General features: G+C 65.8%; 20 protein-coding genes. 9 read left to right on the forward strand and 11 right to left on the reverse strand.

What is annotated here, in order from left to right; genetic code table 11:
- Positions 1–153: 153 nt before the first annotated feature.
- The 9 genes from ACTHL0_RS16965 (at position 154) to ACTHL0_RS17005 (ending at position 7,845) form a co-directional block, all read left to right on the forward strand.
- Positions 154–1,185, forward strand: coding sequence for a secretin N-terminal domain-containing protein (locus ACTHL0_RS16965; RefSeq protein ID WP_440567978.1), 1,032 nt, complete (start codon positions 154–156; stop codon positions 1,183–1,185).
- A gap of 21 nt (positions 1,186–1,206) precedes the next feature.
- Complete coding sequence (locus ACTHL0_RS16970; protein ID WP_440567979.1) at positions 1,207–1,947, forward strand: FHA domain-containing protein; 741 nt, start codon at positions 1,207–1,209, stop codon at positions 1,945–1,947.
- On the forward strand, positions 1,941–3,323 hold the full coding sequence (locus ACTHL0_RS16975; RefSeq protein WP_440567980.1) for a FliI/YscN family ATPase: 1,383 nt from the start codon (positions 1,941–1,943) through the stop codon (positions 3,321–3,323). Before ACTHL0_RS16970 ends, ACTHL0_RS16975 begins: the two co-directional genes overlap by 7 nt.
- Positions 3,289–3,792, forward strand: a complete 504-nt coding sequence (locus tag ACTHL0_RS16980; protein WP_440567981.1) for a hypothetical protein — start codon at positions 3,289–3,291, stop codon at positions 3,790–3,792. The genes ACTHL0_RS16975 and ACTHL0_RS16980 overlap by 35 nt, the downstream gene beginning before the upstream one ends.
- Before the next feature lie 357 nt (positions 3,793–4,149).
- The gene (sctQ, locus tag ACTHL0_RS16985; RefSeq protein WP_440567982.1) at positions 4,150–4,950 is read left to right on the forward strand and encodes a type III secretion system cytoplasmic ring protein SctQ; all 801 of its coding nucleotides are present in this window, start codon (positions 4,150–4,152) and stop codon (positions 4,948–4,950) included.
- Positions 4,947–5,600, forward strand: coding sequence for a type III secretion system export apparatus subunit SctR (gene sctR, locus ACTHL0_RS16990; RefSeq protein ID WP_440567983.1), 654 nt, complete (start codon positions 4,947–4,949; stop codon positions 5,598–5,600). The genes sctQ and sctR overlap by 4 nt, the downstream gene beginning before the upstream one ends.
- 20 nt (positions 5,601–5,620) lie before the next feature.
- The gene (locus tag ACTHL0_RS16995; protein ID WP_440567984.1) at positions 5,621–5,884 is read left to right on the forward strand and encodes an EscS/YscS/HrcS family type III secretion system export apparatus protein; all 264 of its coding nucleotides are present in this window, start codon (positions 5,621–5,623) and stop codon (positions 5,882–5,884) included.
- Between the two features lie 10 nt (positions 5,885–5,894).
- Entirely contained in the window at positions 5,895–6,692 is a 798-nt protein-coding gene (gene sctT, locus ACTHL0_RS17000; RefSeq protein ID WP_440567985.1) for a type III secretion system export apparatus subunit SctT, read from the forward strand.
- 52 nt (positions 6,693–6,744) lie between these two features.
- Positions 6,745–7,845, forward strand: a complete 1,101-nt coding sequence (locus tag ACTHL0_RS17005; RefSeq protein ID WP_440567986.1) for an EscU/YscU/HrcU family type III secretion system export apparatus switch protein — start codon at positions 6,745–6,747, stop codon at positions 7,843–7,845.
- A 117-nt stretch (positions 7,846–7,962) separates the two neighbouring features.
- On the opposite strand, the gene ACTHL0_RS17010 is transcribed toward ACTHL0_RS17005, so the two are convergent.
- The 11 genes from ACTHL0_RS17010 to tssE all read right to left on the reverse strand — a co-directional run bounded on the left by ACTHL0_RS17010 (position 7,963) and on the right by tssE (position 25,728).
- Complete coding sequence (locus ACTHL0_RS17010) at positions 7,963–10,128, reverse strand: FHIPEP family type III secretion protein (protein ID WP_440567987.1); 2,166 nt, start codon at positions 10,126–10,128, stop codon at positions 7,963–7,965.
- Positions 10,129–10,388: 260 nt separating this feature from the next.
- Positions 10,389–13,916, reverse strand: coding sequence for a type VI secretion system membrane subunit TssM (tssM, locus tag ACTHL0_RS17015; RefSeq protein WP_440567988.1), 3,528 nt, complete (start codon positions 13,914–13,916; stop codon positions 10,389–10,391).
- A gap of 46 nt (positions 13,917–13,962) precedes the next feature.
- Positions 13,963–15,171, reverse strand: a complete 1,209-nt coding sequence (gene icmH / locus ACTHL0_RS17020; RefSeq protein WP_440567990.1) for a type IVB secretion system protein IcmH/DotU — start codon at positions 15,169–15,171, stop codon at positions 13,963–13,965.
- Positions 15,168–16,571, reverse strand: coding sequence for a type VI secretion system baseplate subunit TssK (tssK, locus tag ACTHL0_RS17025; protein ID WP_440567998.1), 1,404 nt, complete (start codon positions 16,569–16,571; stop codon positions 15,168–15,170). Before tssK ends, icmH begins: the two co-directional genes overlap by 4 nt.
- Positions 16,568–17,134: a type VI secretion system lipoprotein TssJ gene (gene tssJ, locus ACTHL0_RS17030; RefSeq protein ID WP_440567991.1), complete on the reverse strand. Its 567-nt coding sequence runs from the start codon at positions 17,132–17,134 to the stop codon at positions 16,568–16,570. Before tssJ ends, tssK begins: the two co-directional genes overlap by 4 nt.
- Positions 17,131–19,098 (reverse strand): type VI secretion system Vgr family protein, encoded by a 1,968-nt coding sequence (locus ACTHL0_RS17035; protein ID WP_440567992.1) that lies wholly within the window; start codon positions 19,096–19,098, stop codon positions 17,131–17,133. The genes tssJ and ACTHL0_RS17035 overlap by 4 nt, the downstream gene beginning before the upstream one ends.
- Positions 19,099–19,146: 48 nt before the next feature.
- Entirely contained in the window at positions 19,147–19,536 is a 390-nt protein-coding gene (locus tag ACTHL0_RS17040) for a DUF4280 domain-containing protein (protein ID WP_440567993.1), read from the reverse strand.
- Positions 19,503–22,268, reverse strand: coding sequence for a type VI secretion system ATPase TssH (gene tssH / locus ACTHL0_RS17045; protein ID WP_440567994.1), 2,766 nt, complete (start codon positions 22,266–22,268; stop codon positions 19,503–19,505). Before tssH ends, ACTHL0_RS17040 begins: the two co-directional genes overlap by 34 nt.
- Positions 22,269–22,280: 12 nt before the next feature.
- Positions 22,281–23,300, reverse strand: a complete 1,020-nt coding sequence (gene tssG / locus ACTHL0_RS17050; RefSeq protein WP_440567995.1) for a type VI secretion system baseplate subunit TssG — start codon at positions 23,298–23,300, stop codon at positions 22,281–22,283.
- A complete protein-coding gene (tssF, locus tag ACTHL0_RS17055) occupies positions 23,285–25,204 on the reverse strand; it encodes a type VI secretion system baseplate subunit TssF (protein WP_440567996.1) in 1,920 nt (639 codons plus the stop codon). Before tssF ends, tssG begins: the two co-directional genes overlap by 16 nt.
- The gene (gene tssE / locus ACTHL0_RS17060) at positions 25,201–25,728 is read right to left on the reverse strand and encodes a type VI secretion system baseplate subunit TssE (protein ID WP_440567997.1); all 528 of its coding nucleotides are present in this window, start codon (positions 25,726–25,728) and stop codon (positions 25,201–25,203) included. The genes tssF and tssE overlap by 4 nt, the downstream gene beginning before the upstream one ends.
- Positions 25,729–25,863 lie beyond the last annotated feature (135 nt).

Raw genomic sequence — 25,863 nt, forward strand, 5'->3', positions numbered from 1 at the left:
CCGCCCCCCCCCCGCGCGCCCCGCGCCGCCCCCGGGGAACTTCCGGCTTGCCGGGGGTGGGGGGGGTCGCCCGCCCCCACCGCCCTGGAGTCGGTCGGACTTTACGATGCGCGCTTCGGCTGGGGGGAGCTTCCGGGCCACGATGCAGTCCTCGTGGGTGGACCTCGCGCCTATCGGGCACTCGTGCGCCGCTTCCTCGCGGGCAATACGCGTTCGAGCGAGGGCACAGCCGATCCAGGGCCCATGATTTTTCCGCTCCGATTCGCGCAGGCCGCAGACGTGCCCGCTTCGGGCATGAGCGCCGAGGCCGCGCCCCGGCCCGGCGTCGCGGCCTTGTTGCGGCAATTGCTCATGCGTGACGTGCCGGCCGCCGCCCCCTCGTTCGCGTTGCCGGCACAAACCGACTTTCCTCCGTTGCCCGCCGCGGCACCGCCGCTCGCGCAATGGATCGGCTTTCCGGGCGCACCGTCCCCCTCCTCGGCTCTCGCGCCTCGTCCGCGCGCCACGAAAAACATGCAATGGGATGCGGCGGACATCAACATCGTGGCCGACGAGCGAACGAACTCGGTCCTTGTCTGGGGCGATCGCCGCTGGCGAAGCCGGATCCAGCCGCTCATCGACGCGCTCGATCGGCCGTCGTCACTTGTCTCGATGGACGTACTCGTAATCGAAGCAGATCTCACCACCGTCGCAGCGCTCGATGCGGCGAGCGACAGCGCGCACCCCCAGGTTGCACCGCATCGATCCTTATTCGACGAACACATCGACGCCGCCATCGCGGAGCGCCGTGTTCGCCTCCTCAATCGGCAAACGCTCGTTGGCCGGCTCAATGCCCACACCACTCTGGCGATAGGGGGCGAAACTGACGCGGGCACCGCTCCTGATCAGCAGGGCACCGAACCCATGAACGGGCGCAGCGGAAATCGCGGTGATCGGCTCGATCTGGCCGCGCGCATCGTGCCGTCCGAGCGCGCCGCCACGACCTCCATCGCGGTGGACGTCGATTTGCTCATGGCGCAGCCCACTGGCCTGCCGGGGCAGCCCTGGGCCAATACGAGCAGCGTCAAACTGGACACCGCGGTGACGCTCGAGAGCGGCGCGCCGCCGCGTTTGATCGCAAGCTACCCCGTCGCGTCCGCGCGCGCTCAGCAACGTGCCATTTTTATCGGCGCGAAGGCGTTGTAGGACGACACCCACCACGCCGCCATGCTCGAACTCCGCATCCTGACCGGCCTGCATCGCGGGGCCGCGCTGCCAGTCGATGGCGATGCAATCCGCATCGGCAGCGCCGCCGGGAACGACCTCGTATTGCTCGATCCCGGCATGCCTGCCGTGGCCTGCACGATCTATCGGTTCGCGAATTCAAGCTGGCGATATCACACGTATGCATCGACGCGATCGAGCGACGATGCATTCGGCGAGGCCGACGCATCCGGCGGTACACCGCTCATCGCGGGAGCGCGTTGGTTTGCCGGCCCGGTTTTGATCGGCTGCGACGAAGAAGCATCGCCCTGGCCGTCCGGTCAACCTCAATCCGATACGTTGCAGCCGGTCCGACGCGACGGAAGGCCGATGTCACCCAAGGCGAAACGATGCCTTGCGCTCGCCGCGGCAATCGGATTCGCCGGGATCGTCTCGGCACTGACATTGCGAAGCCCGCGAGTCGGCAGCGCCCCTTCGCATGCGGCCACGTCGCCTGCGCAGTCCGCGCCCGATGCCGCTCGCACACCGGTGCGCGTGGTCAGCGGCGCCGTCTATCCCAGCCAAGCCGTCCGTCGGCCGCCGTTCGAGATACGCAGTGCAAGTACCGGACCGTACGGCTTTATCGTGACCCGCGACGATCAGATTCTGATTCCCGGCAGCCGTCTGGGTGCATTCACGCTCGTTCGCATCGAACCGGGGCGCGCGGTATTCACCGGGCCGCATGCCGCGGAGCTGACATGGTGACAAGCGCGACCGAAGCCGTGACGCTCGCGCCCGGAACCGATACGGCTATCCGCCTTGCGGCATGGACGCGCCGCGCATACGGACGCTTCGACCGTGCGCAGGCGGTGCGGTGCTACGGACGCGTCGAACAAGTCAGTGCGCTGCTTGTCGTCGCGCGCTTGCCGGGCTGTGCCGTCGGGGATCTGTGCGAACTGTGTTCGCCCGATCCGCGCGTGCCGCCTGTTCTTGCCGAGGTCATCGGGTTCGACACCCATCGCGCATGGCTCGCACCGCTCGGGCCGACGGAAGGCATCGCGTCGAATGCGCCGATTCGTAGCCTCGGGGCGCCGCACAGCGTCGATGTCGGGCCACATTTGCTCGGCCAGCTGCTTGACGGGTTCGGACGTCCGATGCGTGTCGATACAACGGCGGCCGATCACGGTTCCAGAACGATACGTGTGCTCGCCGCCGCCCCTTGCCCCGCCACGCGGCCCCCCATCGATCGGCGCCTCGTCACGGGCGTGCGTGCGATCAATGCTTTGCTGACACTCGCCCGCGGGCAGCGAATCGGACTATTCGCAGGCCCCGGGTGCGGCAAAACCACGCTGCTCGGCGCTATGGCTCGCGGCATCGAGGCCGATGTCATCGTGCTCGGGCTGGTCGGTGAGCGCGGGCGCGAGTTGAACGAGTTTCTCGCGCGCGAGATCGGCCCGGAACGGGCGGGCCGCACCGTCGTGGTTTGCGCGACATCCGACGCGTCGCCGATGGAGCGGGCCCGTGCCGCGTTCACGGCCACCGCCATCGCCGAAGGGTTCAGTACCGAGGGCAAGCATGTCCTGCTGCTCATCGATTCCCTCACGCGTTTCGCCCGCGCGCAACGCGAAATCGGTCTCGCATCGAACGAGCCTCCGGGCCGGCTGGGGTACCCTCCTTCGGTCTACGCCGCGTTGCCCCGTTTGATCGAACGCGCAGGCATGCGTCAGGAGGGGGCGATCAGCGCCGTCTACACGGTATTGACCGAAAGCGAACACACCGATCCCATCGCCGACGAGGCAAAGTCGTTGCTCGATGCGCATATCGTCCTTTCGTCAAAACTCGCCGAACGTGCGCACTTTCCGGCCATCGACGTTACCGCGAGTCTGAGTCGGCTCATGCCCGTGGTCGTCAGCGATTCGCATCGGCGGGACGCGAACCGCGCCCGGATGCTGTTGGCGCGCCACCGGGATCTCGAATGGCTGGTTTCGCTCGGCGAATACGAACCTGGCCATGACGCCGCGGCCGACGAAGCGATGACGCGCTACCCCTATCTCGCCGAGCTGTTGGGCCAAGATCTTCATACCCCCGTTCTTTGGGAGCACACGCTTGAACAACTACATGTCGCCGTCCACGGCGGATGAACGCCTGCGAGGCCGTCTTCGTCAACCGCTTACCGGCGAATCGACGCCGACGCGCGCATGCACCGCATGGGACGTCCTCGCGGCCATATCGGACACACGTCGAAAACGCGCCGCTCATGCGCTGCTGCGTGCGGACCGTGACGCCCGGCACGCGCGCGCCGCGCAACAAGCGGCCGAAACCGAAGCAGCAAGGCTACGAGACAGCATCCAGGCAATCGAGCGCGAATGGCATCGTGGGCAGCGGGGGCGCGAAGCGCTCGGCCTCGCGCTTCACCGCGCGAGCGCAGAGCAGGCACAACGCGAGGTATTGGCCGCCAAGCAATCGGAACGCGTGCGCTTGCACACGCAAGACAGCACCCGCGCCGGCCGCCTGCTCGAGCAGGCGCGGGAACGGTACCGCCTGCTCGCGCGAAAGGACGAAACGCTGCGCGCCCTCCGGCAGCGCCTCGATATCGGCGACATCGAATGATGCCGATCCGCCCCGCTGCCCCCGGTCATCCGACCGCCTCCGTTTCGCGCCGCTCGTCGCAGATCGAAGTCACGCATGTTGAATAGCGAACCGCTCAATGGACGGCGCAGCGCGCGTCCTGCCGTCACGCCCGTTTCCCTACGGCGCATCGACGCCATCGCGAAACTGCGACATCGTCTCGCCCGGGCATATCGTGCGCAGTGCCCGTTGACCGTTGGAGGGGCGGCAGACTTATTCGTCCGGGAAGACGTCTACCCGGCCAACGACGAAAGCCAAGGTTTGCCACTCTCCACGCGTTTCGGTCCAGCGATCGCATATGACTATGCTTCGCTGCTGCTAGCCTGCACCGGAATCGATATGACACGCCCCAGAATGCCGCCGGCGCACCGTGCCCTCGCGCGTTACGCGTTTGCCGCGCTCGCACCCTCCCTGCGGCATGCGCTCGGCGAGCCCGCCGTCAGCGATACCGCTGCCACGGTACGCCAAGGCGAGCCGGCGTTTCCGGTCTATCTCTCGGTGTGCTTGCCGTCGATCCGGCTGACCATGCGTTGGGTCATGACGGCGGCTGGCTTGGACGCATTACTCGATAGCGATCCGTGGCACCCTATCGCCGAACCCGCTTCTCCACCCCAGTGGCTAACTGGGCTGCGCGCCGCCATTCCGATCGACGTCGGCGAGGCGGCGCTGCCGCTCGCCGAATTCGACACCCTGTCACGCGGCGACATCGTTCGTATCGCGGCCGGTGCGTCCGATGTCTCGGGCCGTGCGCTCGTGCATGTCGGCCCATGCGCGCTACAGCTGCGTTGGCTGGACACTCACCGTTGTTTCGAAGTGGAAAACATGACCCACGCCCCCTCCGCCCCACCTGAGGACGCCATCGCCGGCGCCGGCTCCGCAAGCCCCACTTCTTCGATCGATACGGGCAGCATTCCCGTCCGCCTGTCTTTCTCGCTCGGGACGTTAGGCACGACAGTGGGCGCGCTCGCCGCGTTGCGCACCGGCTCGCTGCTCGAATTGAAGCGCGGCATGCCGCCCGAGGTAACGATCGAAGCGAACGGCGTGACGATCGGCAGCGGCGAGCTCGTCGATCTGGATGGCCGGCTCGCGGTCGAAATCACGCGGTGGCCACCGCCTTGCGCACCCAGCCCGACCTCATGATCCTCGATCAACATCCGCTGGCCTTGCTTGCATTGCTCGGCCTGCTTTCGCTGCTGCCGCTCGTCGCGATCGCCACCACGTCGTACCTGAAGCTGTCGGTCGTGCTCGTGTTGGTCCGCAACGCGCTTGGGGTTCAACAGGCACCGACAACGCTCGCCCTGAACGCGATCGCCCTCGTCGGAACCCTGTTCGTCATGTCGCCGACGCTATCGGCTTGCATGGCCCAGGCACGGCAGGTCACGCTCACGCCTGCATCAGGTGCGTCCCAAATCGAGGCCGCGCTCGCGATAGTCGAACCGTTACGACAATTCGTGATTCGCAACGGGCGCGCCGACGAGCGTGCTCGCTTTCTCGACATGGCGAAACAGACGTGGCCCGAGGCCGCGCACGACACGGCCCGCGCCGACGACTGGAGCATCGCCGTCCCCGCATTCGTCATTTCGGAACTGCAGTCGGCCTTCGAAATCGGCCTGCTGCTCTTCATACCGTTCGTCGCCATCGATCTGCTCGTGTCGAACGTTCTGCTTGCGATGGGGATGCAAATGGTTCCACCGATGATCGTTGCCCTTCCGCTCAAGCTGCTGCTGTTCGTGATCGCCGACGGCTGGGGCAAACTGCTATACGCGCTCGTCCTCTCGTATCAGGGATGAAAGCGAAAACGATGACGTCCATGCCCGACTCCCTGATGCTGCTTCAGCATGCCCTGCTTTTCGCCTTCAAAGTGTCGGTCGTGTTCTCGCTCGCCGCGGCCTGCGCCGGCATTGCGATTTCGCTCGTCTTGTCCGTATTTCAAATTCAGGATCAAACGCTACCGTTCGCCGTCAAGCTCATTGTCGTAGGCGCGGCCATCGCTGTCACCGCACATTCGGTGGGTGCCGAACTCATGCGCTTGATCGACCACGCCTTCGAACTCGCGAGCGCTCGACGCGCATGAGCGGCCAGCTGTGACCGGCACGCTGGAATCCGCCTTGCCGTTCGTCTCCGCGCTGGCATTGTGCGGAGTGCGATGGCTTCCCACCCTCGTGCTCGCGCCGATTTTTGCGGGACGCGCATTGGCGGGCATCGCGCGAGCCGTGGTCATGCTCGCCCTTGCCTTGCCCGCCGCGCCCGGCGTTGCCGCGGCACTCGCCCATGCGCCGCTCGCGCTCGGGGAATGGTTCGCGCTAATGGCCAAGGAAGCGGTGCTCGGCATGCTCCTTGCGGGACTCGTCGGCGTGCCGTTTTGGGCCCTGGAGGCCGCCAGCACGTACCTCGACTATCAACGCGGCGGCAACCCGCAAGCGCTCGACCCCGCGATGTCGGTGGATACCTCCGTGCTGGCGATCCTGCTGCAACAGGCGCTGATCGTCTTCCTCCTTCACAGTGGCGGCTTGCACGCGCTGTTCGACATCGTGACGACGAGCTACGTCCTCTGGCCCGTGCTCGCCGATCTTCCAACGCTCGGGCCCCAGGCTTGGGCGCTATTCGGTGCGTTGCTCGCGGCATCGATGCAATTCGCGCTCACGCTCGCCGCCCCGTATCTGCTTGCGCTGGGCTGCATCGAAGCTTGCTTCGCCTTGCTCTCGCGCGTCAGCCCCAAGTTTCCGGCCTACGTCGCCGCCTTGCCGTTCAAGAGTGTGCTGTTGATGCTGCTCATTGCCCTGACGTTGCCTCGTCTGTTGACGGCCACGGGCGATATCGTCGATCAGCACAGCCTCGAGGTGCGGCGCACGATGGAAGAGATCGCCACCCTGCCCCGATGAACCACGACACGTCAGCCAGCCAGGTAGCGAGACCCGCGCCTGCACTCACTCGATGAGCGACAAACCGCTACCGCCAACCGATAAGCGTTTGCGTGACGCACGTGCCGAGGGCAATGTGGCGCGCAGCGAATTCCTGACCGGCTTCGTCGCCGCGTTACTGGCGAGCGAGGCGCTATTCGCCTTGATCGATACGAGCATCGACCGGTGGCTCGCGCTTCAAGCGGCGACTTTCGTTCACCTGGCGCAAGGGGATCATATCGAGGCATGCTTGCATCTGATTCCGTTTTACGCCGCCTCGATCATTGCCATCGTAGGCATCGTCGCTTGCATCGCCGTCATCGCCACGGCTTTCAGCGCTTGGGCCTGCGGCGGCCTCTCCGTCTCACCTAAGGCGATCAAACCGTCGTTCAAGCGGCTCGATGCAGTCCGACACTTCAAGGCACTCCTCAGCACGAAGAATCTCACCGCCATCGCACTCGCGCTGACAAGCGCGATCATCGTTGGCAGCACCGCCTATGTCTTATTGCGCGGGCGGCTTGCATTAGTCGATGCGATGCTCGAATGGCAAACGCTCGCCTTCGATGTCAACGCAGGCATCGCAAGCTTGCACCGCTTCATTCGAAGCCTGTTCGCGGTTCTTTTCCTGCCCGCCCTGTTGTCGGTCGTCATCGCTAAACGTCAGCATCGTCGCGCGTTACGCATGACGCACCGCGAGCTCACGGACGAACTCAAGCAAACCGCGGGCGATCCGAGCATGCGCGCCCGCCAACGCGCGTCGTTTGCCGAAGCCGCGCTGACGGTGCCACCGGTGGACCGTGGACGGAGCAAACGCGCCCTCGTCACGAATCCGGATCATATTGCCGTCCTCCTGGATTACAGCGGCGACGATTCCAATCCGCCGCTCGTCATCGCCAAAGCGCTGGACGATCAGGCCATGCAGATGACGAACGACGCATTGCTCGACCGAGTCCTCGTCTTCCGCTTCCGCCGGCTCGCGCGCCATCTCTATCGTCATGGCGAATTAGAGGCAGGCATCCCGGCCGATTGCTACCGAGCGGCCGCTGTCCTCTATCGCATCGTCGAAGAGATCGAAACGCTCGGCGAGCGGCCAAACATACCGATCGAAATCGACGACATCGCGTTCGATGCCTAGCCGACGGTCATCGTTCCGGCGATCGTCCGGAAAGCCCCGGATCTCATCGGCCGAACGCAGTTGTTCGAGACTTGCCGCACTGTAAAGGCCCGCGCGCGAGCCTGCGTTCGCCCCTCGCTAGACATCATGTATGGACGCCGCTTGCGCGGCGGCGCTCAACGACAGGCTGCCGAGCACCTGAACGCGCTGCGTCGATCCCACCTCGGCATACGAGAGTACGTGCGTCTCGAACAGTTCATCGGTAAGCCATTGACGCAAGGGACGACGCAACGGCTGCGTGGTCAGGACGACCGGCGCGACGGGAAGATCCGGCCGCGTCGCGCTCAGCGCGCGGATTTGAGCAACCAGCGCCTGCATCAAATCGTGGTCGATGCTCAACGCGGTGCCGAGCGGTGTCTGCTGCAGCGCGTCGTTCAACCGCGTCTCGAGCGCGCGTTCGAGCAGGCACGCATACACCACGCCTTCATGAGCGAACTCGTCGCAAATCTGCGCGCCAAGCGCCATGCGCACGTGTTCCGCGAGCCCAGCCGCGTCTTTCTCGCGCGGCGCCCAGACAACGAGCGTTTCAGCGATCTCTCTGACATTGCGCAACGACACCCGCTCCACGATCAGCAGCTTCATGACTTCCGCGAACCGCGGCAGCGTCAACGCCTGTGCGAGCTCTTTCGCGGTGGCCGGCATCTCACGCTGCAGCCAATTGAACACCAATTGCGCTTCGTGAATACCGACGAACCGTCCCGCATAACGATGCAGCAACCGGCGCAACATCAGCGAGAAATAGCCGATCGCATCGAGCGCCACTCGCCCCGGTGCGTGCGGCTGCGTCAATCGCGACGGCTCGATCCATACCGCGTCCTCGAGTAACGGAAACGACTGTGCCACGCCGTGCGTGCGCACGACGGCGCCGATCTCGTCGCTGAATGGCACGCATACGCGGTCCCAATGCAGGCACCCCGACGCCACCACGACTTCATGAATGGCAATCTCATAGGCGTCGACGTCCAAGCGGCCGGCACGATCGACTTCGATCACAGGCACCGTCATGCCGTAGCGCAAGACGAGTTCGTTTCGTACGCGGCGAATCGCACGCGTGAGCGCGCCTTCGCGTTCGGCTGACGTGTGTTCACCTGCACCGGTGGCGCGCGACGACAGCGTGACGACGATCGGACGGATCGGCACGATCTGCCGCACATCGACATCGTCGGGTACCACGCGCGGATCGGGTGGCTTCGCCGGCGATTGCGCGTGCGCTCGGGCTTGCGTGTCGCGCCGCCGTCGCGCCATGCCGATCGAAAACAGCCCGGCGGCCAGCAGCAGGAAGACCGGCCAAGGCATCCCGGGCACGAGCGCGAACACCAGCATCACGAAGCCCGTCATCAGCCAAGCGGCCGGCGCCGCAATCAGTTGTCGCGCGATCTGGCCACCCACTGTCGAATTCGACGCGTTCGAATCGTCGCCGCCCCGCGTGATCAATACCGCCGCCGCGATGGCGATCAGCAACGCCGGGATTTGCGCGATGAGCGCATTGCCGATCGTCAGAATCGAATAGCGTTCCAGGGCTTCGTCGAACGACAACCCGCGCCCGGCGACGCCAATCGCGATACCGGCAGTCAAGTTGACCACCACGATCGCGAGGCCTGCGATCGCATCGCCCTTGACGAACCGCATCGCGCCATCCATCGCGCCATGCATCCGGCTCTCCCTGGCAAGTTCTTCGCGCAGGTATTGCGCCGTCTCTGGACGCGTGAAGCCCGCGCGCAGATCGGCGTCGATCGCCATTTGGCGCCCCGGAATCGCATCGAGCGTGAAGCGCGCGGCGACCTCCGCCACACGTTCAGCCCCTTTCGTCACGACGAGAAACTGAACGATCGCGATGATCGAAAAGACGATCAGCCCGACGACCAGATCGTCGCCCGCCACGAACCGGCCGAACGTATCGACGATGCCGCCCGCATCCGCATGCAACAAGATGGACCGGCTCGTGCTGACTTCGATGCCGAGCCTCACGAGCGTCGTCAGCAGCAGCAAGACAGGAAAACTCGAAAAGGAAACGGCGCTCGGCAGGTACAGTGCCAGCGCGATCAGCAACACCGCCGCGGCGATATTGAACGCGATCAGCGTGTCGATGACGACTGTCGGCAGCGGCAAGATCATCATCGCCATGACGAGCGCGATCAAAACTGCCGCCACCGCATCGCCCCGCCCGCCGAGCCATGCAATCCACCGCGCGGGGCGCCCGCTCCATACGTCGCGTAGCCGCCGAAACGGCGCGGATGACGTCACTGACGAAAATCCCTTCATAGGCCGGCCGGAAACGAAAGAATGATTGAGTAACGAACGGCTCGGAGACGGTTCCGCACACGTAGCGGCGTGTTCAATGATCAGTGTCCTGTCCCGTAAGTTCTTTGATAAATGAAATTGTCCATTTGGTTGTCAGGCAAGGAGCGAGGAGGCGCCATAGCCGTCGCTATGGCATTGACGAGCGACGCCGCCTGGCGGCCAAATGGGCGATTTCATATCAAAGGAACTTGCGGGACAGGGCACTAGAACTCCGATGGGCAACTGAACGCATGCAATGCGGCCAACGCAAAGGGATTCGCTACACTCGATGCCATGAGGTCGAGCGCGACGTTCCGGCCGTCGAGACTAAACGTCAGGACGAATCGATCGGCCGCCTGCGCGTCGAGACGGCCCCGATCGAGCAGACGAAGCAATGACCATGCGCCGCGTGCCTCGAATCCGTGGCGGCCGTCCGCACTCGCGGGCGCAACATCGATGCGCGCCGCGTGCTCGCCCGTACGATCGGGCCAATCGAACGTCGTCGCGCGCACCGGATCATGCGCGTAGTCGAGCGTCGTGCCATCTGCGGTCAGGACGAAGCGCGTCAAACCCGCGTCCATACTGCGCGGCGTCAGCGTGAAGCGCACATCCATCGTTTTGTTTGTTCCGGGGAAGAACGCTTCGCGAATACTCGCGGCGCGCTCGAACTGCCGCAGCGCAGCGCTCGACATCCCGGACGGAGCGACCGATGCACGCCAGCTCCATGGGACTGTCGTCGTGTCGACGTACGGCTTCAAATACGTTTGAAAGAACGTGTCGAACAGCCCACCGGCCGCGAACAGCCGCGTGAAATCGTCGGGGGTCACTTCGTTGACGCCGCCTTGGGCGAAGGGATAGCGCCCGTCGATGGCGGCGTGACAGAACGCATCGGCGTCGGCGCGCCAGCGTTCGTTGATGCGCTCACGCTGTGCGGACCGCGCCCTGGCCGTCCCGTCCTGCGCGAGCGCGCCGAGCATGTCGCCAAGCGGCTCCGGCATCGTGGCGGCGTTCTGCGCCAGTTGCTCGAGCGCGTCGTCGGGCGGCACCGGCAAGCCGCTCTCGCGCGCGACATCGGCCGCATGCAAATAGACGGCCACCTCTTTCAATTGCGCTTGGACCGCATCGAGCGGACTTGCCCCACCCGCGCCCGTTCCCTGCACGAAGCGATGCAGCGCTTCGAAATGTCGATCGACGAGCGCCGCAATCTCCGGGCGGAGCGCGAAGTGCGTGGCGGTCCTCGGCCCATCAGGGTTGAACCACTGGCTGACCTTATGTTTGACGACACGCAACACGCCCGACGCGCCGCGCCCCGGCGCCGGGACGGCGTCCGCGCCTGCGATCGTCGTTTCCTTGGCTGCCCGCTGCAAAAACGCACGCAACGGCGAGTCTGGACCGGCAAGCAACGTGACGAGGGAAGCGCCGTCGTCCGAACTCGGCAGCGGCCGCAACGCGACATCGCCGATCAAGGCATCCCATGCCGACACGTAGCCGTTCAGATAGAGGCGGTCCACCTCATCGGCCAGTTCGCGCGCCTGCTGCGGGCCGGCATCCTTCCGATCGAGCACCCAGTTGTCCTGACGAAGCTGAGCCAGTGCCGCATCGCGCAGTGCGACGTAACGGTGTAGACCGACCAACGTGTATGCGCCGGGCACCCCCTCGCTGAACCGCGCCCCGCTTTTGCGGTAGAGCACGAGCGCGGTCGCGCGGCCCGCCATCTCCGCCACCGACAACGGCTCCGGCATCGATGCACGCAGGGATCCCATGACGGTATCGAAGGCATACCGTGCCAGCGGTTGTGCGAGCAGCCGCGCGCGGGTATCGGCGATCAGCTTCGCATCGAGCGGCACGTTCGATGCGAACAGGACCGGATTGGCCCACGCGGCGCAATGCGCGAGCCATGCCGCCCGCTCGACGGCGGAAAGATCGGCCCGCGCGGCATCGCCTGTGATCCATGCCATGACGACGGCTTGTTGGGCATGCGCCTTCTGACCGAGCATCAAATAGGCACGCAGCGTGTCGAACTGCATCGAAGGTGCGGCGTTCGGATCGAGCAGCGTTTGCGTCATGCGCGCGACGACATACCGCTCCACCGTTTCGCGTAACACCGTGCGATACGCCTGCCGGCAGGCGGCTTCGAGGTGCATCTCCCGCACGATCCCGAGGCCGACGAGCCAAGACCCGCCGGAATCTTGCCAGGCTTGACCGCAAGGTAGCGCATGCGCCCGATCGAGCAACGCCAGCATCGCGCGGGGCGACTGTGTATCGACGCTGTTTCGCGCCGCCTGCACGAGCGCCACGGCGGCGGGCTCCGTGGCGGCGACAGCGGCGGTCCCGCGGTGGAAGGCCGTCAGGAGGCCTGCACAAGCGCATGCGATCAACACGGCGCATGACGCAGCGGCGATACGTGTGAGCACGACGCGCCGATGCGGCAGCGCATCGCGCGAATACACCAGCCCACGCTCGCGAAAGACGACATCCCGAAACAAGCCATCGATGAAGCAGGCCCGCTCGCCGCCCGCCGCCAAACACAACGACGCCGGCATATGTGGCTCCGACGGCGGCGCATTCCTCGGGGCCGCTGCAAAATGCACGCCACGCAACAAGGGAGGCTCCGGTCGCTCTGGCAAGGCGCCGAATGCCTCGTGCAACAGGCCGGTCAGCGGCGCCGTCAAGGCCGCCAACGCTGACGGAAATCGAAACGTCATCGTGGCGCGCCATGCATCGGGGCGCAACGGCATGCGTGCCGTCACCTGCGCATGCGCGTCGCGTGCCAAGCTGGCGAATGCTTGCGCCCAGTGGGTGCCCCAGGCGTCCAGGTGCGCCGCCCGGCTCATCGGAAGCACAATTCCCAACGGGCCGACAAGCCGTTCATCGGTCGAAGCACCGACGAAACAGTCGAAGCCGGTGATGCTGTCGCATTGCGTTACGACGACATAAACGGGAACGCGCCGCCTCCATAGCCGATAAGCTTCATCGATGCGCGCGCGCAGCATTTCGGCATGACAAGCGAGCCATGCGGCGTCCCCGTCCAAAAGCCGCCGTGCCGAGACCGCCACGACGATCCCGTTGACGGGACCGTGGCTACGCGCGCAGCGCAAACGCTGAATCAGGGCTCGCCACGTCGTCTCCTGCGCGGGGTCGCCCACGCAAGCTTCGAGCAGGATGGCCTGTTTACCGAACCATCCGCACACGGACCCATCGGCTGATACTGCCGCGGCGCGCAACGTCTGCTCCTCGACACGGCGCCCCAGCGCCGCCAGCATCGCCGATTTCCCGGCGCCTGGTTCGCCGATCACGAGATACCATGGCAGCCGATGCACGCTGTGCCGCCCGAAACGCCACGCGGGGCCGCCCGAGCGCGTCCAACGCAGCGCCGCCGCGATCAGGTCGTTGACCGCGATGCGCTGCTGCCTCCGGCGCGACGGGGTGGTAGCCGGCGATTCAGCAGTCGATGCAGCAGGCGATTCGTCTACGCGATCGTCGGCGGGTGCCGCCGCTCGATTTCCGCCGCTACGCCGAACGATGCGTAGATCGCGCAACGCACGGACGAGCCCTCGCAACGCGAACGAGAGCATCACGCCGAGCGCACAGGCTGCGATCAGCCACAGGCGCGCCGACGCAGACGCGAATGGCCGCTGCTCGTCGAACCCGAGATGCGGCGCCTTGAACCAGATCAGCGCCGCCACGGCAACCGCGAGCACCCACGCCGCCAGCATGCGCAGGCGGAGTGCTTTCCTTAGGATTACTAACATATATCGCGTTCTCGCTCAGATCGGCGCCCCACGGACGGACGCGCCATTACAGGGACGCCCCGCGGGCAACGATCGTAATGACGACACGGCGGTTGCGGGCACGATTCCCGGGCGAATCGTTCGGTGCCACGGGTGCCGATGCACCGGCGCCTTGCGCGAGAAAGCGTTCCGGGGCGCCCGCCTCTTTGCGCAGCAGGTTCGCGACTTCACTGGCGCGCGCAAGCGATAGCTGCCAGTTCGAACGCTTGCCGGGCGACGGCAGTGCATCGTCGGTGTGCCCGACCACAACGATGCGCGCATCGAGCTCGCGCAGCGCCAGGCCTACACGCTGGAGCAACGCGAGACGGCCGGGCAACACCACCGCGCTGCCCGAAGCAAACAGCGCATCGCTGCCGAGCGTCAGCACGGCGCGATCCGGCGCGCGCTCAAGCGCAAGCCGCCCGGCCGATAGATCGGCCGCCAACCGCTGAGCCAGCCTATCGGCCAGCGCACTCGTCGAAACCGCGGGCACCGTCGCCTGAGATACCGGTGCGACCCGAACCTGCGCCAAGGTTTCGATAACCGGTCTGGCTTGGGCATGCAGGTTGGCCTCCAGCATGACCAGCAAGGAGACGAACGCACATAGCGAACCGGCGACGATAGCGCCGCTGAGCTTCCATCGCCCGCCCCGCCGCCACAGGTGTTCGCTCCCTCGCATCGCGTCGGGCCAGACAGGCGGCGTCCCGCGTTCGGCAACGATGAGCCGTCGTAGCTCCGTGCGAACCGACTCGAGCTGCGACGGTCCTCCGTTCAACAACCGATAGCGCCCCTCCATACCGAGCGCGAGCATCACGTCAATCAGCTCCAACGCTTCGAGATGCGCCCCGGCGTCGCGAGCCAGGTCTTGCAAAAGCGAAAAGAACCGTTCACCACCCGACGTCTCGCCGTGAAAGAGGACCAGCAGGCTATGGCTCGCCCACGCACCGGCGCCTCCAGAGGGTGTCGCGGCGACGATTTCATCGACGAAGGTGCACAGGCAATAGCGCGCCGAGGTGGCGGCCGTCCCGCCGACCCCAGCATGCCGCGCAGCGGCGTCGAAGGCGTCGACCATCGTGCGCAGCCGATCGCGCAACGGCTCCAGCGCCTCCTCGAATTCGCGCGTGCGCAGCCTGCAAGCGAGTTCGAGCAGTGGGCGGGCCGCCTCGAGCAACCGGTTGCGCTCGCGCGGCTCCCGTGCGGGCGTGGCCCCAGCCGGATCGAACCATACGGCGTTCATTGCCGGATCGCCCAAAGTTGGAGTTCCAAACCGGGCAGCGTGCCCGCGACATGCATCGCGAGCGCGCCGGAGGACGCCAGTTGCGGCCACAACGAATCGTTCGCGTCGAGGGCAAAATAGCACCGCTGCGCATGAAACGGCAATTGACGCGGCGCTGCCGGCAGCAGACGCAGCCCGATGCCCGGCAGTTGCAGATTCACGAGATCGTCGATCGTTTCGAGCGGTCCGACTTTCAATTGTTGCGGCAATGCCGCGGCGAGCTGATCGGCCGCCATATCGGCACGCGCCGTCAACACAAAGCCGGCACTGGAGAACAGGGACGAATCGGCCACGCGTGCGACGTGGACGCCGAACGGGCGGGCATCGAGTCCGATCGCGACCGCCTGTGGGCTCATCGCATAGCTGAGCGCCTCGCGTACGTTCGCAATCAGCGGCTCGAACGACGATGCGAGGGCTTCGTGCCGATAGGGCCCATGCTCCCGTTGCCGCGCCGCCCCCCGTGTGAGTCCCGCCAGCTCGCCCGCCAATTGAAGTAAAGCGCAATAGAGCGTTTCAGGATGCACGCCCTCACTGCGCGCCCAGTGCGAAAGCAGCGGCTCACTACGATTGACGAGCTGCAGCAAGAGAAAATCGGCCAGTTCCGCGACGGCGCCAATGCCGGGTTGAGCAAGACGCGTCGCCAGCACTTGCGCACGCTGGCGCAACAAGCCGACGAGTTCATCGAGGAATGCCGAGAGCCGCGGCGCGACGCGATAGTCGAGGCACGACGGCATATAGGCGGGATCGAGGACGAGCCGATGATCCGCGCGGCGCTCGACGATACGTGCCACCCCGACGCAACTGAACGCATCGCCCACGTTGTCCGCGAAGGCCAGGTGCATTCGCACCCTCGCGACCTGCACGAGCGCGCTGTCCCCCGCCCGCGTGTGGCAATCGTCGACAACGTATTCGAGACGTCGATACCTCGCGTACGACTGACCGGCGGGCTCCGCATCGGTATCTGTATGGCCATCGGTATCGGCCCCGGCGGTATCGTCTTCGACTTCGGGCACCCCGGGCCGGGCGAGTGCCAACGCCAGTACGACGATTGCGTCGCGGCGGGTTTCCGGGACGTCGATCGGCAACGGCAGATCGCCGTGCTCGGGCAACGAAAACGGCGTGCCGTCCGGCATCACGCCTGCGCATGCGCGCAAAGCCAGCTTGCCGAGTGCCAACTGCGCGGAGTCGATCGTCAGCGCCGAGAACCCCCAGCCATGCCGCCCGCGCGACGTGCCGCACGCGCCGATCAGCCAATGCAGGTATCTGTCGTGCTGCTGCAAGTGCTGTTGCTGCAGCAGCATTCCCTCCGACCAAACCACCCTATCGTTGCAAACCATAATTCCTCCTGCGAGCGCTTTCATCCAGTCGCGCCGATCAAGCCCGCCATTTTTTTCCAGATCGGTTTGATCCATTTCCATACCGCGTTTCCGGCATCGCCCGCCGCGCACTCCGGCGTCAGCGTGAGTGTCGCGGCCGATGAACCGAAGGACGCGGCGATGTTCACGTCGTGCGGCGGCACAGTGGGGGCGACGTCGACCACCGCACGCCACTTCGTCGAGTCGATCCGCTGATACGCCGCAACGACGGCGAACGCCCGCGTGTCAGCCGGGAGCGGCCGCACGAATCGAACGTGCTCGCCCGGCTTCAGCACCAGCACGCTGCGCTCGAGGGCTGCTTGCCCGAGCACCGTCCGATCGTGGTCGTACAGTTCGAAGAAGGTCGCGCGATCGAACGCGTCGCGCGCGCTCAACGCATAAAGGCGCACGACGAGCGGTGCGGGACGTCCGTGTTCGTCCGCATTGATGGACGAGGCGGCCGCCAGCGTCCACCGCGCCTGCGGTGGAGCAGGCACAGGCGGCGCAGACGCGCAAGACGCAACCAACAGCGCGCTCACGATCGTCGAGGCGAGGCGCGCGCGCGTCATTTCGCTCCCGACCCATCGTCGGCCTTCTTCGGGGCGCTCGGCGATTGCGGCGAACCACCGGGTGCCGAGCCCGCGCTACCGCCGCTGTTCAGACCGACCATCGGGCCGCTGACTTGCACCCCGGCGGGCGAGATCGTGACAAAGCTGCCGCCGCATTTGAGCGTCAGCATCGCGGACGCCTCGATCACGACGCTCGCGCCGCCTTTGAGGTGGACGATCTCGCCTTGAATCGAGTAGTTCACCCCCGCCTTGTGCAAGACGTCCATCCCGGCCGACAGCGAAGCGCTCTCCCCGACTTTCACGCGCTGGGCGCCGTCGATCGTCAAATCGTGCCCGCCCACCTTGATGAGCTGCTTGCCCTCGACGATGGCGTGCGAATCGTCCCCCACCCAGGCCAACGCATTACCTTTGACGTAGCTGTCGGCACGCCCGTCGGTGTAGAGCAAAAGCTGCAGATTCTTATCGTCGAAACGCAACTCGCTGTGCTTGCCGTCGCCCGATAGCGATGCGGTACGAATCGCCGAAATCGCCTCGTGAGCAGGCAACGCATACGGCGGCGGGTTCGCACTGTTGTAGAGCGCGCCGACCACGAGCGGACGATCGGGATCGCCATCGACAAACGAAACGACCACCTCCTGCCCCACGCGCGGCATGAAAACCATGCCCCAGTTGCGGCCGGCCCATCCTTGCGCCACCCGAACCCAGCAGCGGTTCATGACCTCGCTCGAAGCGGGCGGCTCGAATTGCTCCCAGTGAAACTGCACTTTGACGCAGCCGTGTTTGTCGGTTGCCATCTCATCGCCCGCCGGCGCGACGACGAGCGCCGTCTGCATGCCCGCATGCGGCCGATGCGTCACGCGCGCCGGACGGAACGTCCGGTTGCGGGGCAGCGCCTCGAAGGTGCAGGCGAAGACGGGCTCGCTGCGCGCACTGGCATCGGCGCGCGGCGTGTAGTCGCCGACACGCAGCCGGTAACACGCCTGCGTCACCAGGTAGTCTCCGTTCTGATCGGCCCGGGGATGCCCGGTCAGCGTGAACAGCTTGCCCGGCTGCAGCGCGCGCGCCGTCGAAGTGCCGGATGCGCGAGCGCCGGTTGCCTGCAGAGCGTCGATACGCGCTTGCGCCAAGCGGCGCCCATCGCCTTGCGCCACGTAGTGCGTGCCGAACTCGGCTGAGCGATAGCGCCGCTCCCCGGCATCGCCCGACGCCCGCGCCACCAGCGCCTGCTGCTGGGCGCTCGCCTTTGCGTTGGCGAAGTCGAACGCCGTCAACTCCGCCATCCCCGCTGTCAGTTCTTCCTCGAAACGCCACCCGTAAATCGATTCGGCGAGCGTGTGCCCATCCAGCAGTGCATCGGCAAAGGCGATCGAACCCGTGCTGCCCGGCGTAGCGGGCGCATCGGCCAGCACCAGCCGGTCCTTGCCGCCTTCATGTTCGAAGGAGTAATAGATCCCCTCGCGCTCGAGCAACCGGCTCACAAAGTCGAAATCGGTCTCGTCGTACTGCGCGCAATGCTCGAGCGCCGGATAGCTCGCAGTACAAGCGTTGCTGTAATCGACGTCATAGTCGGCCAGCACGGCCGCGACGATCTGGGGTACGGTGCGTCCGTGGAAGAAGCGGCAATGCGTCGCGCGCGTGAGCAGCCACAGGCTCGGGCGGACTACAGCCTCGTAGCGGAACACAGCGCCGCGCGCGTCGTGAGCGACCGGGTACTCGGCGGTCGCGAAGCGCGCGACAATGCCGTTGAATTGACGCACGCGCGAGCCCGTATCGAGCGAAATCGACAGGCGCGTCCCAAGCAAGGCTTTGGCCGTCAAATCGGAGCGCGCGCTGAGCAGCACCGCGCGCATCTCGAACGGGCGCGACATCGCTTCGTTGCCGTCCATCCACGACAGCGCCAGTGTGTAGTCGGGCAGCACGGTCGCCACACGGGCTGCGCGGTTGGCCTGCAGGAGAGGGGTCATGTCGAATCTCGTTCTCGCGTTTTCGCGTTTTCGCGTTCTCTCGCCGCCTTACGGCACCATCGTCCGAACTGCGCCCGCCACCCCGATCGTGACGCTGCCCCCAAAGATGCACAGGCAGACGCTGCCGTTATTCAACGCGGGCATATTGCCGACGAGCACGGTCGGTGCGCCGGGCACCCATGGCGCCTCGGTCTGCGGAATACACGGCGCCGGTGTGAGCACGCCCATCGCCGCGGCGGTCGCCGCCGCGACAGCGGGGTTCGCCGCCGACGTGCACATGCCGAAGGTCGGGATATTGACGAGCGGCTCATGATCCATGATGTTGGCCGCCGGCCGCCCTTCAATGAGCACGCGCGCTTCCGGCAGAACCACGAGCGCGGACGGCGCCGCCCCGAACGAGCACGTCAACTGTGCGCCGGCAACGACGGGTTGAGGCATAGAACGCTCCTTGCTCCAGTTTGGAATGACCGCTGCACGTCGCAGCCGAAGCCACCATTGACCACGCGCAACTCAATGCCCGTCGCGCGCGCGTGCTCCATGCATTCGCGCTCGCCAAGCAGAGCCTGGCCGATCTCCGGCAAGATGGCGTCGGCGATGACCGCGTCCACAAGCCGCGCGCCGCTCGCGCGTTCACCGCATCGATCGACGATCGCGGCTACCACCGTATCGTCGTAGCCGAGCGTCACCGCCTGCTGAGCCAGCACTTGCTCTCGAACCTGATCGAGCTGAACGCGCACGATCGAGCGCATCGATTCGTCCGACAAAGGCAGATACGGAATCGTCGTCATCCGAGCCAGCAATGCCGCCGGAAACACCGTCGAGAGCGCCTCACGCAACGGCGCACGCAGTGCATCGAGCGTCGCCGCACACTCGCCGTCGCAGCGCTGCCACGTTTGCAGGATGTCGTCGTCGCCAAGGTTCGTCGTCAACAAGATCAGCGTGTTGCGGAAATCGACGATGCGCCCTTGGCCGTCTTCCATCCAACCCTTGTCGAAGACCTGATAGAACAGCGCATGCACATCGCGATGGGCCTTTTCGATCTCATCGAGCAGTACGACGCAGTAAGGTTTGCGGCGCACCGCCTCGGTCAACGCCCCCCCTTCGCCGTAGCCGACATAGCCAGGCGGCGCGCCTTTCAGCGTCGACACCGTATGCGGTTCCTGGTACTCGCTCATGTTGAACGTGATCAAATTGCGCTCGCCGCCGTACAGCGCTTCGGCGAGCACCTGCGCCGTTTCTGTTTTGCCCACGCCCGAAGGGCCCGCCAGCAAAAAGACGCCTAGCGGCCGCCCTGGGCGTTGCAGGCCCGCCCGGGCGACGCGGATGCGGCGAGCGATACGCCGCGTCGCATGACCTTGCCCGACGATGCGCGTGTCGAGCCGCTGCGCCAGGCCAAGGACGCTATGGAGTTCGTCGCGCACCATGCGGCGCACGGGGATACCGGTCCAATCCTGCACGACCGACGCAACGGCCTGCCGATCGATGTTCGCGACGACGAGCGGCGCTTCGCCTTGGTGTTCGCGCAGTTCGCCTTCAAGGCGTGCAAGATGGTCCGGCCCAGCCTCGTGCGTGTCGGCCTGCTCGTCTACCGACTGTGGGGCGGCTTCGCCCTGCGCCTCGCGCCACAGCGCTGCGCGCAGCGAGAGCACTTCCCCGACGCTGCGCGCTTGCTCGCGCCAGCGCCGCTCCAGCGCACTCGCCTCCTCGCGCGCCCGAGCCAGGGCCTGCGCGAGTTGCTGCACTTGCTCCGGCGCGCAGCGCCCCAGCACTTGCTCGCGTGCCGCGCTGGCGTGTTCGGCCGCAAGGGATGCGATTCGCTCGCGCACGCGCTCCAACGGCGGCGGCACGGCATCGCGACTCGCGCAAACGCGCGCACAGACGGTGTCGAGCAGGCTCACGGCCTTGTCCGGCAACTGCCGATCGGAGATGTACCGATGACTCAGCGAGACCGCCGCGTGCAACGCCTCTTCGAGCACTTGCACGCCGTGATGCGCTTCCATCGCCGGCGCGACGGCGCGCAACATCGCCAGCGCCTGCGCTTCGTCAGGTTCTGCGATCGCAACAGTCTGGAATCGCCGCACGAGTGCGGGATCGCCTTCGATGTGCCGCTTGTATTCGGCCCACGTCGTCGCGGCGATCGTGCGCAGCGAACCACGCGCCAAAGCGGGCTTCAGGAGATTCGCCGCGTCCCCCGTTCCGGCCGCGCCGCCCGCACCGACCAAGGTGTGCGCTTCGTCGATGAACAGGATGATCGGCGGCTGTGCCGCCTGCACTTGTTCGACCACTTGCCGCAAGCGCGCCTCGAACTCGCCTTTCGCGCCGGCACCCGCCTGCAGCAACCCGATATCGAGAGACCGTAGCGACACGTCCCGCAGCGCCGCCGGCACCTCGCCGGCGACGATGCGTTGCGCCAGCCCTTCGACAACAGCCGTCTTTCCAACGCCGGCTTCGCCCGTCAAGAGTGGATTGTTCTGCCGCCGGCGCAGCAGGATGTCGATGACTTGCCGAATCTCCTGATGCCGGCCCACAACCGCATCGAGCTGGCCTGCTCTTGCACGGGCAGTCAGATCCACCGTATAGCGTGCCAGCGCGTCCGGCGCCGGCGCGGCGGATCCGAGCGCCCCGGCCGACTGGCCCGGATACGTATCGCCCACGGCGGCATCGGGCGCACCACGCGCCGCGCCCGAGTGCGCTTCCGGCGACTGTCCGTCGATCGCGTCGAAGGCGCGAACGCATGCCCGTTCATCGAGACGTCCCAGCGTCGGCGAGCAGGCGGCCAGTGCCCGCCGCAATGAAGGGCTGGCCATGACACCGATCAGCACATGCCCCGTACGGACCTGCTCGGCGCCGTACATCAACGATGCGTACATCCAGCCGCGCTCTGCGGCATCGAGTACGTCGGACGACAAATCGAGCGTCTGCCCCTGACGGCCAGGCAATCGTTCGAGCGACGACGCGAGTTCGCGTGCAATCGCCGCGGCATCGAATCCGACATGCGCCGCGATCCGATGCAGATCCGAGTCGTCGTATTGCAGAATCTGGAGCAACCAGTGGGCTAACCCGATGCACGCGTGCCCACGCACCTTGCCAAGCGTGGTGCCGCTTTCCACCGCCCGGTAGGCAATCCCTCCTAACCTGCCGAACAGCGCGGCCCGACTCAGTTCTGCCATGACGTTTCGTCCTTATTCAGTTGTGCGAATGATTTGATGGGCGCCTCGAAAGCGTAGGACGGGTTCCGCAGTCGTCGCCTTCCTCGTCGATCCGATCCACGTGTTCCGTGCGAGCCGCGTTCTCGCGCCGAGGCGCATGGCGGGTGCCGCGTCGTGCTCAAGCCGCAGTACAACTTCGAAGTCGAGCGTTGCGCCCGCATAGAGGTGCACCCATGCCGCGATACGGTCGAAGCCCCTCGTGCCGGGTTGTAGCCGCTCGCTTTGGGCCGCGTTCATCGGACCGATGACGATCCGAAATTTGTGCTGCCGGTCCCACTTGCGACGGCCTAGTACGTAGCCTTCGCCGAGCGCTGTGCGATTGCGCTTGCCGAGTCGGACGCTCGCCGTTTCGGGTAAGAGCAACCATTGGCCGACGAACGGCTCGATCCGCGCCGGTAGGGCCAACTCGTGCGACAGCAGCGCGGCGAGCCCTCTGGCGTGGCGGCGGCGGTCTCCCAGCGCCGCGGCCGCCCCCAGTCTCGCGTAACGGCCGAGCGGCGCCTGTGCATGCGCGGCCTCATGCGCAAGACCGCAGACGCTGCCGGCATACGCGGCGAAACGGTCTTCTCCGGGCCGGTCCATTCCGACAACCGGCTGGCTGTCCGCCCAGGCGCGATACAGCAAACTCGCCATCCGATGATGAAAGACATCGAGAAAGCGCTCGATCGTGCGATCGCCCTGATGTCGCGAACGTGCCCGCACGTACTCCGTCACGTGCAGCGGCATCGCTCCATCGGGACCGAGCAGCCCGAAATCGAGCGCGAGTCGAGCGGGTCCAGTCTCGGTCGCCGGCTCGTAGGACGTCACCTGCGCAGCCGAGAAACGCAGATCCGCGTCATGGCCAAGGCGAATGGGCTCGTGCGCCGCGCGCGCCGCCGTGCCGATGTGTGCATGGTGCGGATGCGTCGATTCGATCAGCCGCAATGCTTGGAACGCATCGAATTGCTTCCCGCGGGCGCCCAATTGCAGGGCCAGCGTCACAGGATCCCGCATCGCCCCGCCCTTGCCGGATAGCGTGTCACGATGCCGCGCGTAGGCGTACATAGGACCGTTTCGGCGAATTGATTGATCGGCATGTAATCGGCAAGCGCTGCGGCCAGCACTGCGCCGAAGCGCGCAGCGCGTGCGCCTCCGAAGGCCGTGTCGTCGAACGTCAACGAGATCTCCAACCCGCGGCCGAAACAAACCGGCCCTGGCAACGGCAACCGGCGCGTGATCGCCCTCGCGCTCGCCTGTCGCAATAGCGAGATCTGGTGCCGACCCGCCGAGTCGTCGGCGGGACACAACGCCGACAACCACTGACGCAATGCCCGAGCATCGTCGCCAACCGCGCCCACCCGACGCCCGGCTTCGTCGAAACCGCACGTCACAAGCGGCAGCCGGCTGGTCGAGAGCATGTCGATCAAGCGCCACACATTTGCTTGCTCGGCGTGAGCGGGCCTCGGCGCCGTCGGCCCCGCGAGCACGCGAATATGATCGACAGCTTGCAATTGCGCCCCCCCGGTAAAGTCCGTCGCTCCGGCTCCGACCGGCATCGACAACGGCAGATCCCGATTCGTGCAAAGGACGTCAGCGCCGAGCTGCCGCAAATCGCCCGAGTACGGTGCCTCATCCGGTGCCACGAGCGCCACGAACACTTCGGTGCCCGTGTAGCGTGAGCGAGGCCCGCGGACACGCTCGCGCGCCGAGAGCAGACGCGGCGAGCGCCGCATCTGAAAGTAGCCCTGTTCCGTCTCGCCCTCGCCCGGATCCCGGGCGCGATAAAACGGCGCGAAACGCTGCGGTGTTGCGTCCACCGCCGTATAGCCATCGATGCCGTCGATCGCGAACACTTCAAAGTCGAGCGGCCGGGTGCGATCGACGACCACGTGGTGCTCGAAGCGGCGGTCGTCGAGCGCAATGCGATCGGCGCGGCGATGGAACAGATTGATGACCGGCGTGCAATGGAGAGCGAAGCTCGATGCATCAACGCCCGTGCGCAGCGTCGCATCGTAAACATCGAGCAAAAATACGAGTTCGAAGGTCGTTTTGCCGACGTCGAGCAGACTGGCCGCGGCCTCATGCAGTCCAGCCACCTCGACGAACGAATACCGCTCTGGAAATGCGAAATATTCGCGCAGCAAGCGCACGCCGCGATACGTGGCGCTCGTCGTGGGAAGCAGGGCCTCGCCGTCAGCGAATCCCTTCGCTTCGACGCAGCGCGCGGGCAGCGGTACATAGCGCGCTTCCTGCGCGGCGCCGACACGAATACAAGCGGCCAAACAATGCCCCCTCATTCGCATCTGAAGCAGTTCGTCCAGCCCCTCGCTGCCTCGCAGGTAAAGCGGCAGCCGGTCGAGCAAACGAATCGCTGCTCGCTCGGTGGGTCCCCATTCGAATCGAAGTGTCAACACGGCCTTTGGCGCACGCTCGACCGATGCTGCCCACCCCGGTGGCAAACAATCGAACGCGCGGTAACCGGCGTGTGTCAGGCGCAACGGCAGCAGCGTGACCGCATGCGCGGTCCGGTATTCACAGCGCGTCGCACCGTCGCGATCGAGCTGACTCGACAGCGTGGTGCCGCGCGGGACCGCAACACCGCGCGCGAGCGCCGGGTGTGTCCGGTCTGGCTCGATTCGCACAACGGCCATCGACGGCGTCGGCCCGAGTAGCCCAGGGTAGATCGCCTCCGCAAGATGATGCGTAAAACGCGGAAACTGCGCATCGATTTGCATACGCACGCGGGCCGCGAGAAAACTGAATCCCTCGAGCAGCCTTTCGACGTATGGATCGGCGCATTCGAATGCATCCAGCCCCAAGCGCGAAGCCACTTTCGGATAGGCACGCGAGAACTCTCCGCCCACCTCGCGAAGATGCCGCAGCTCCTCCTCGTAATAGGCCAGCAGCGACTCGTTCATTGCCTACCCTCTCCGGACGTCGAATCCGCGGCCTCGATGATCCTCGCTTGCCCGCACTCCAAATCGAGTTCCGTCCTGAAGTAGAGCCGTTCGGGATAAGGCTGCGCCCAGAGGTCGCCCTCGACGAGAAACGCAACCGCGGCACGGCCGCCCGCTTGATTGGCATCGATCGGCTTGACACGCAGTGTTCCCGCCACGACGCGCGGCTCGAAGCGAGTGATCGCACATTCGATTTCCCGCGCGAGCGCGGCCAGGTCCAGGCTCGAACGCGCCAAACCGGTCACGTCGCGCAGCCCGTAATTGACGACCGACGCCGCGGCGAGCGGGTGGGAGGCGAGCGAAGCGCAACCATACAAGGCGTGCGCGTTCAATAAATTCGACAGGTCGCGCAAGACACTCGCGCGCAACTGCGCCGTCGACATCACACGCCGATCGCGCGGCTCGGCCCGCTCGTGCGGCGCATCGTCGGACAAACGATCGAGCAGCGCGGGCTGCAGGCGGTCCCGGCTCGTGAGTTCTGTCATGGGAGGGGAAGTCGATAGGGATGCAATCGCGAACGAAGGGAAGCGGCCCCCGGTAGAAACCCGCGCCGCCCCTCGAAACCGCATAACAAAACAGCATCGTCAAAAAAAACAAAGCCGACTTGCCCATAGAAACAA

The sequence above is a fragment of the Trinickia sp. genome, from assembly GCF_051961175.1.
Classification (GTDB): domain Bacteria; phylum Pseudomonadota; class Gammaproteobacteria; order Burkholderiales; family Burkholderiaceae; genus Trinickia.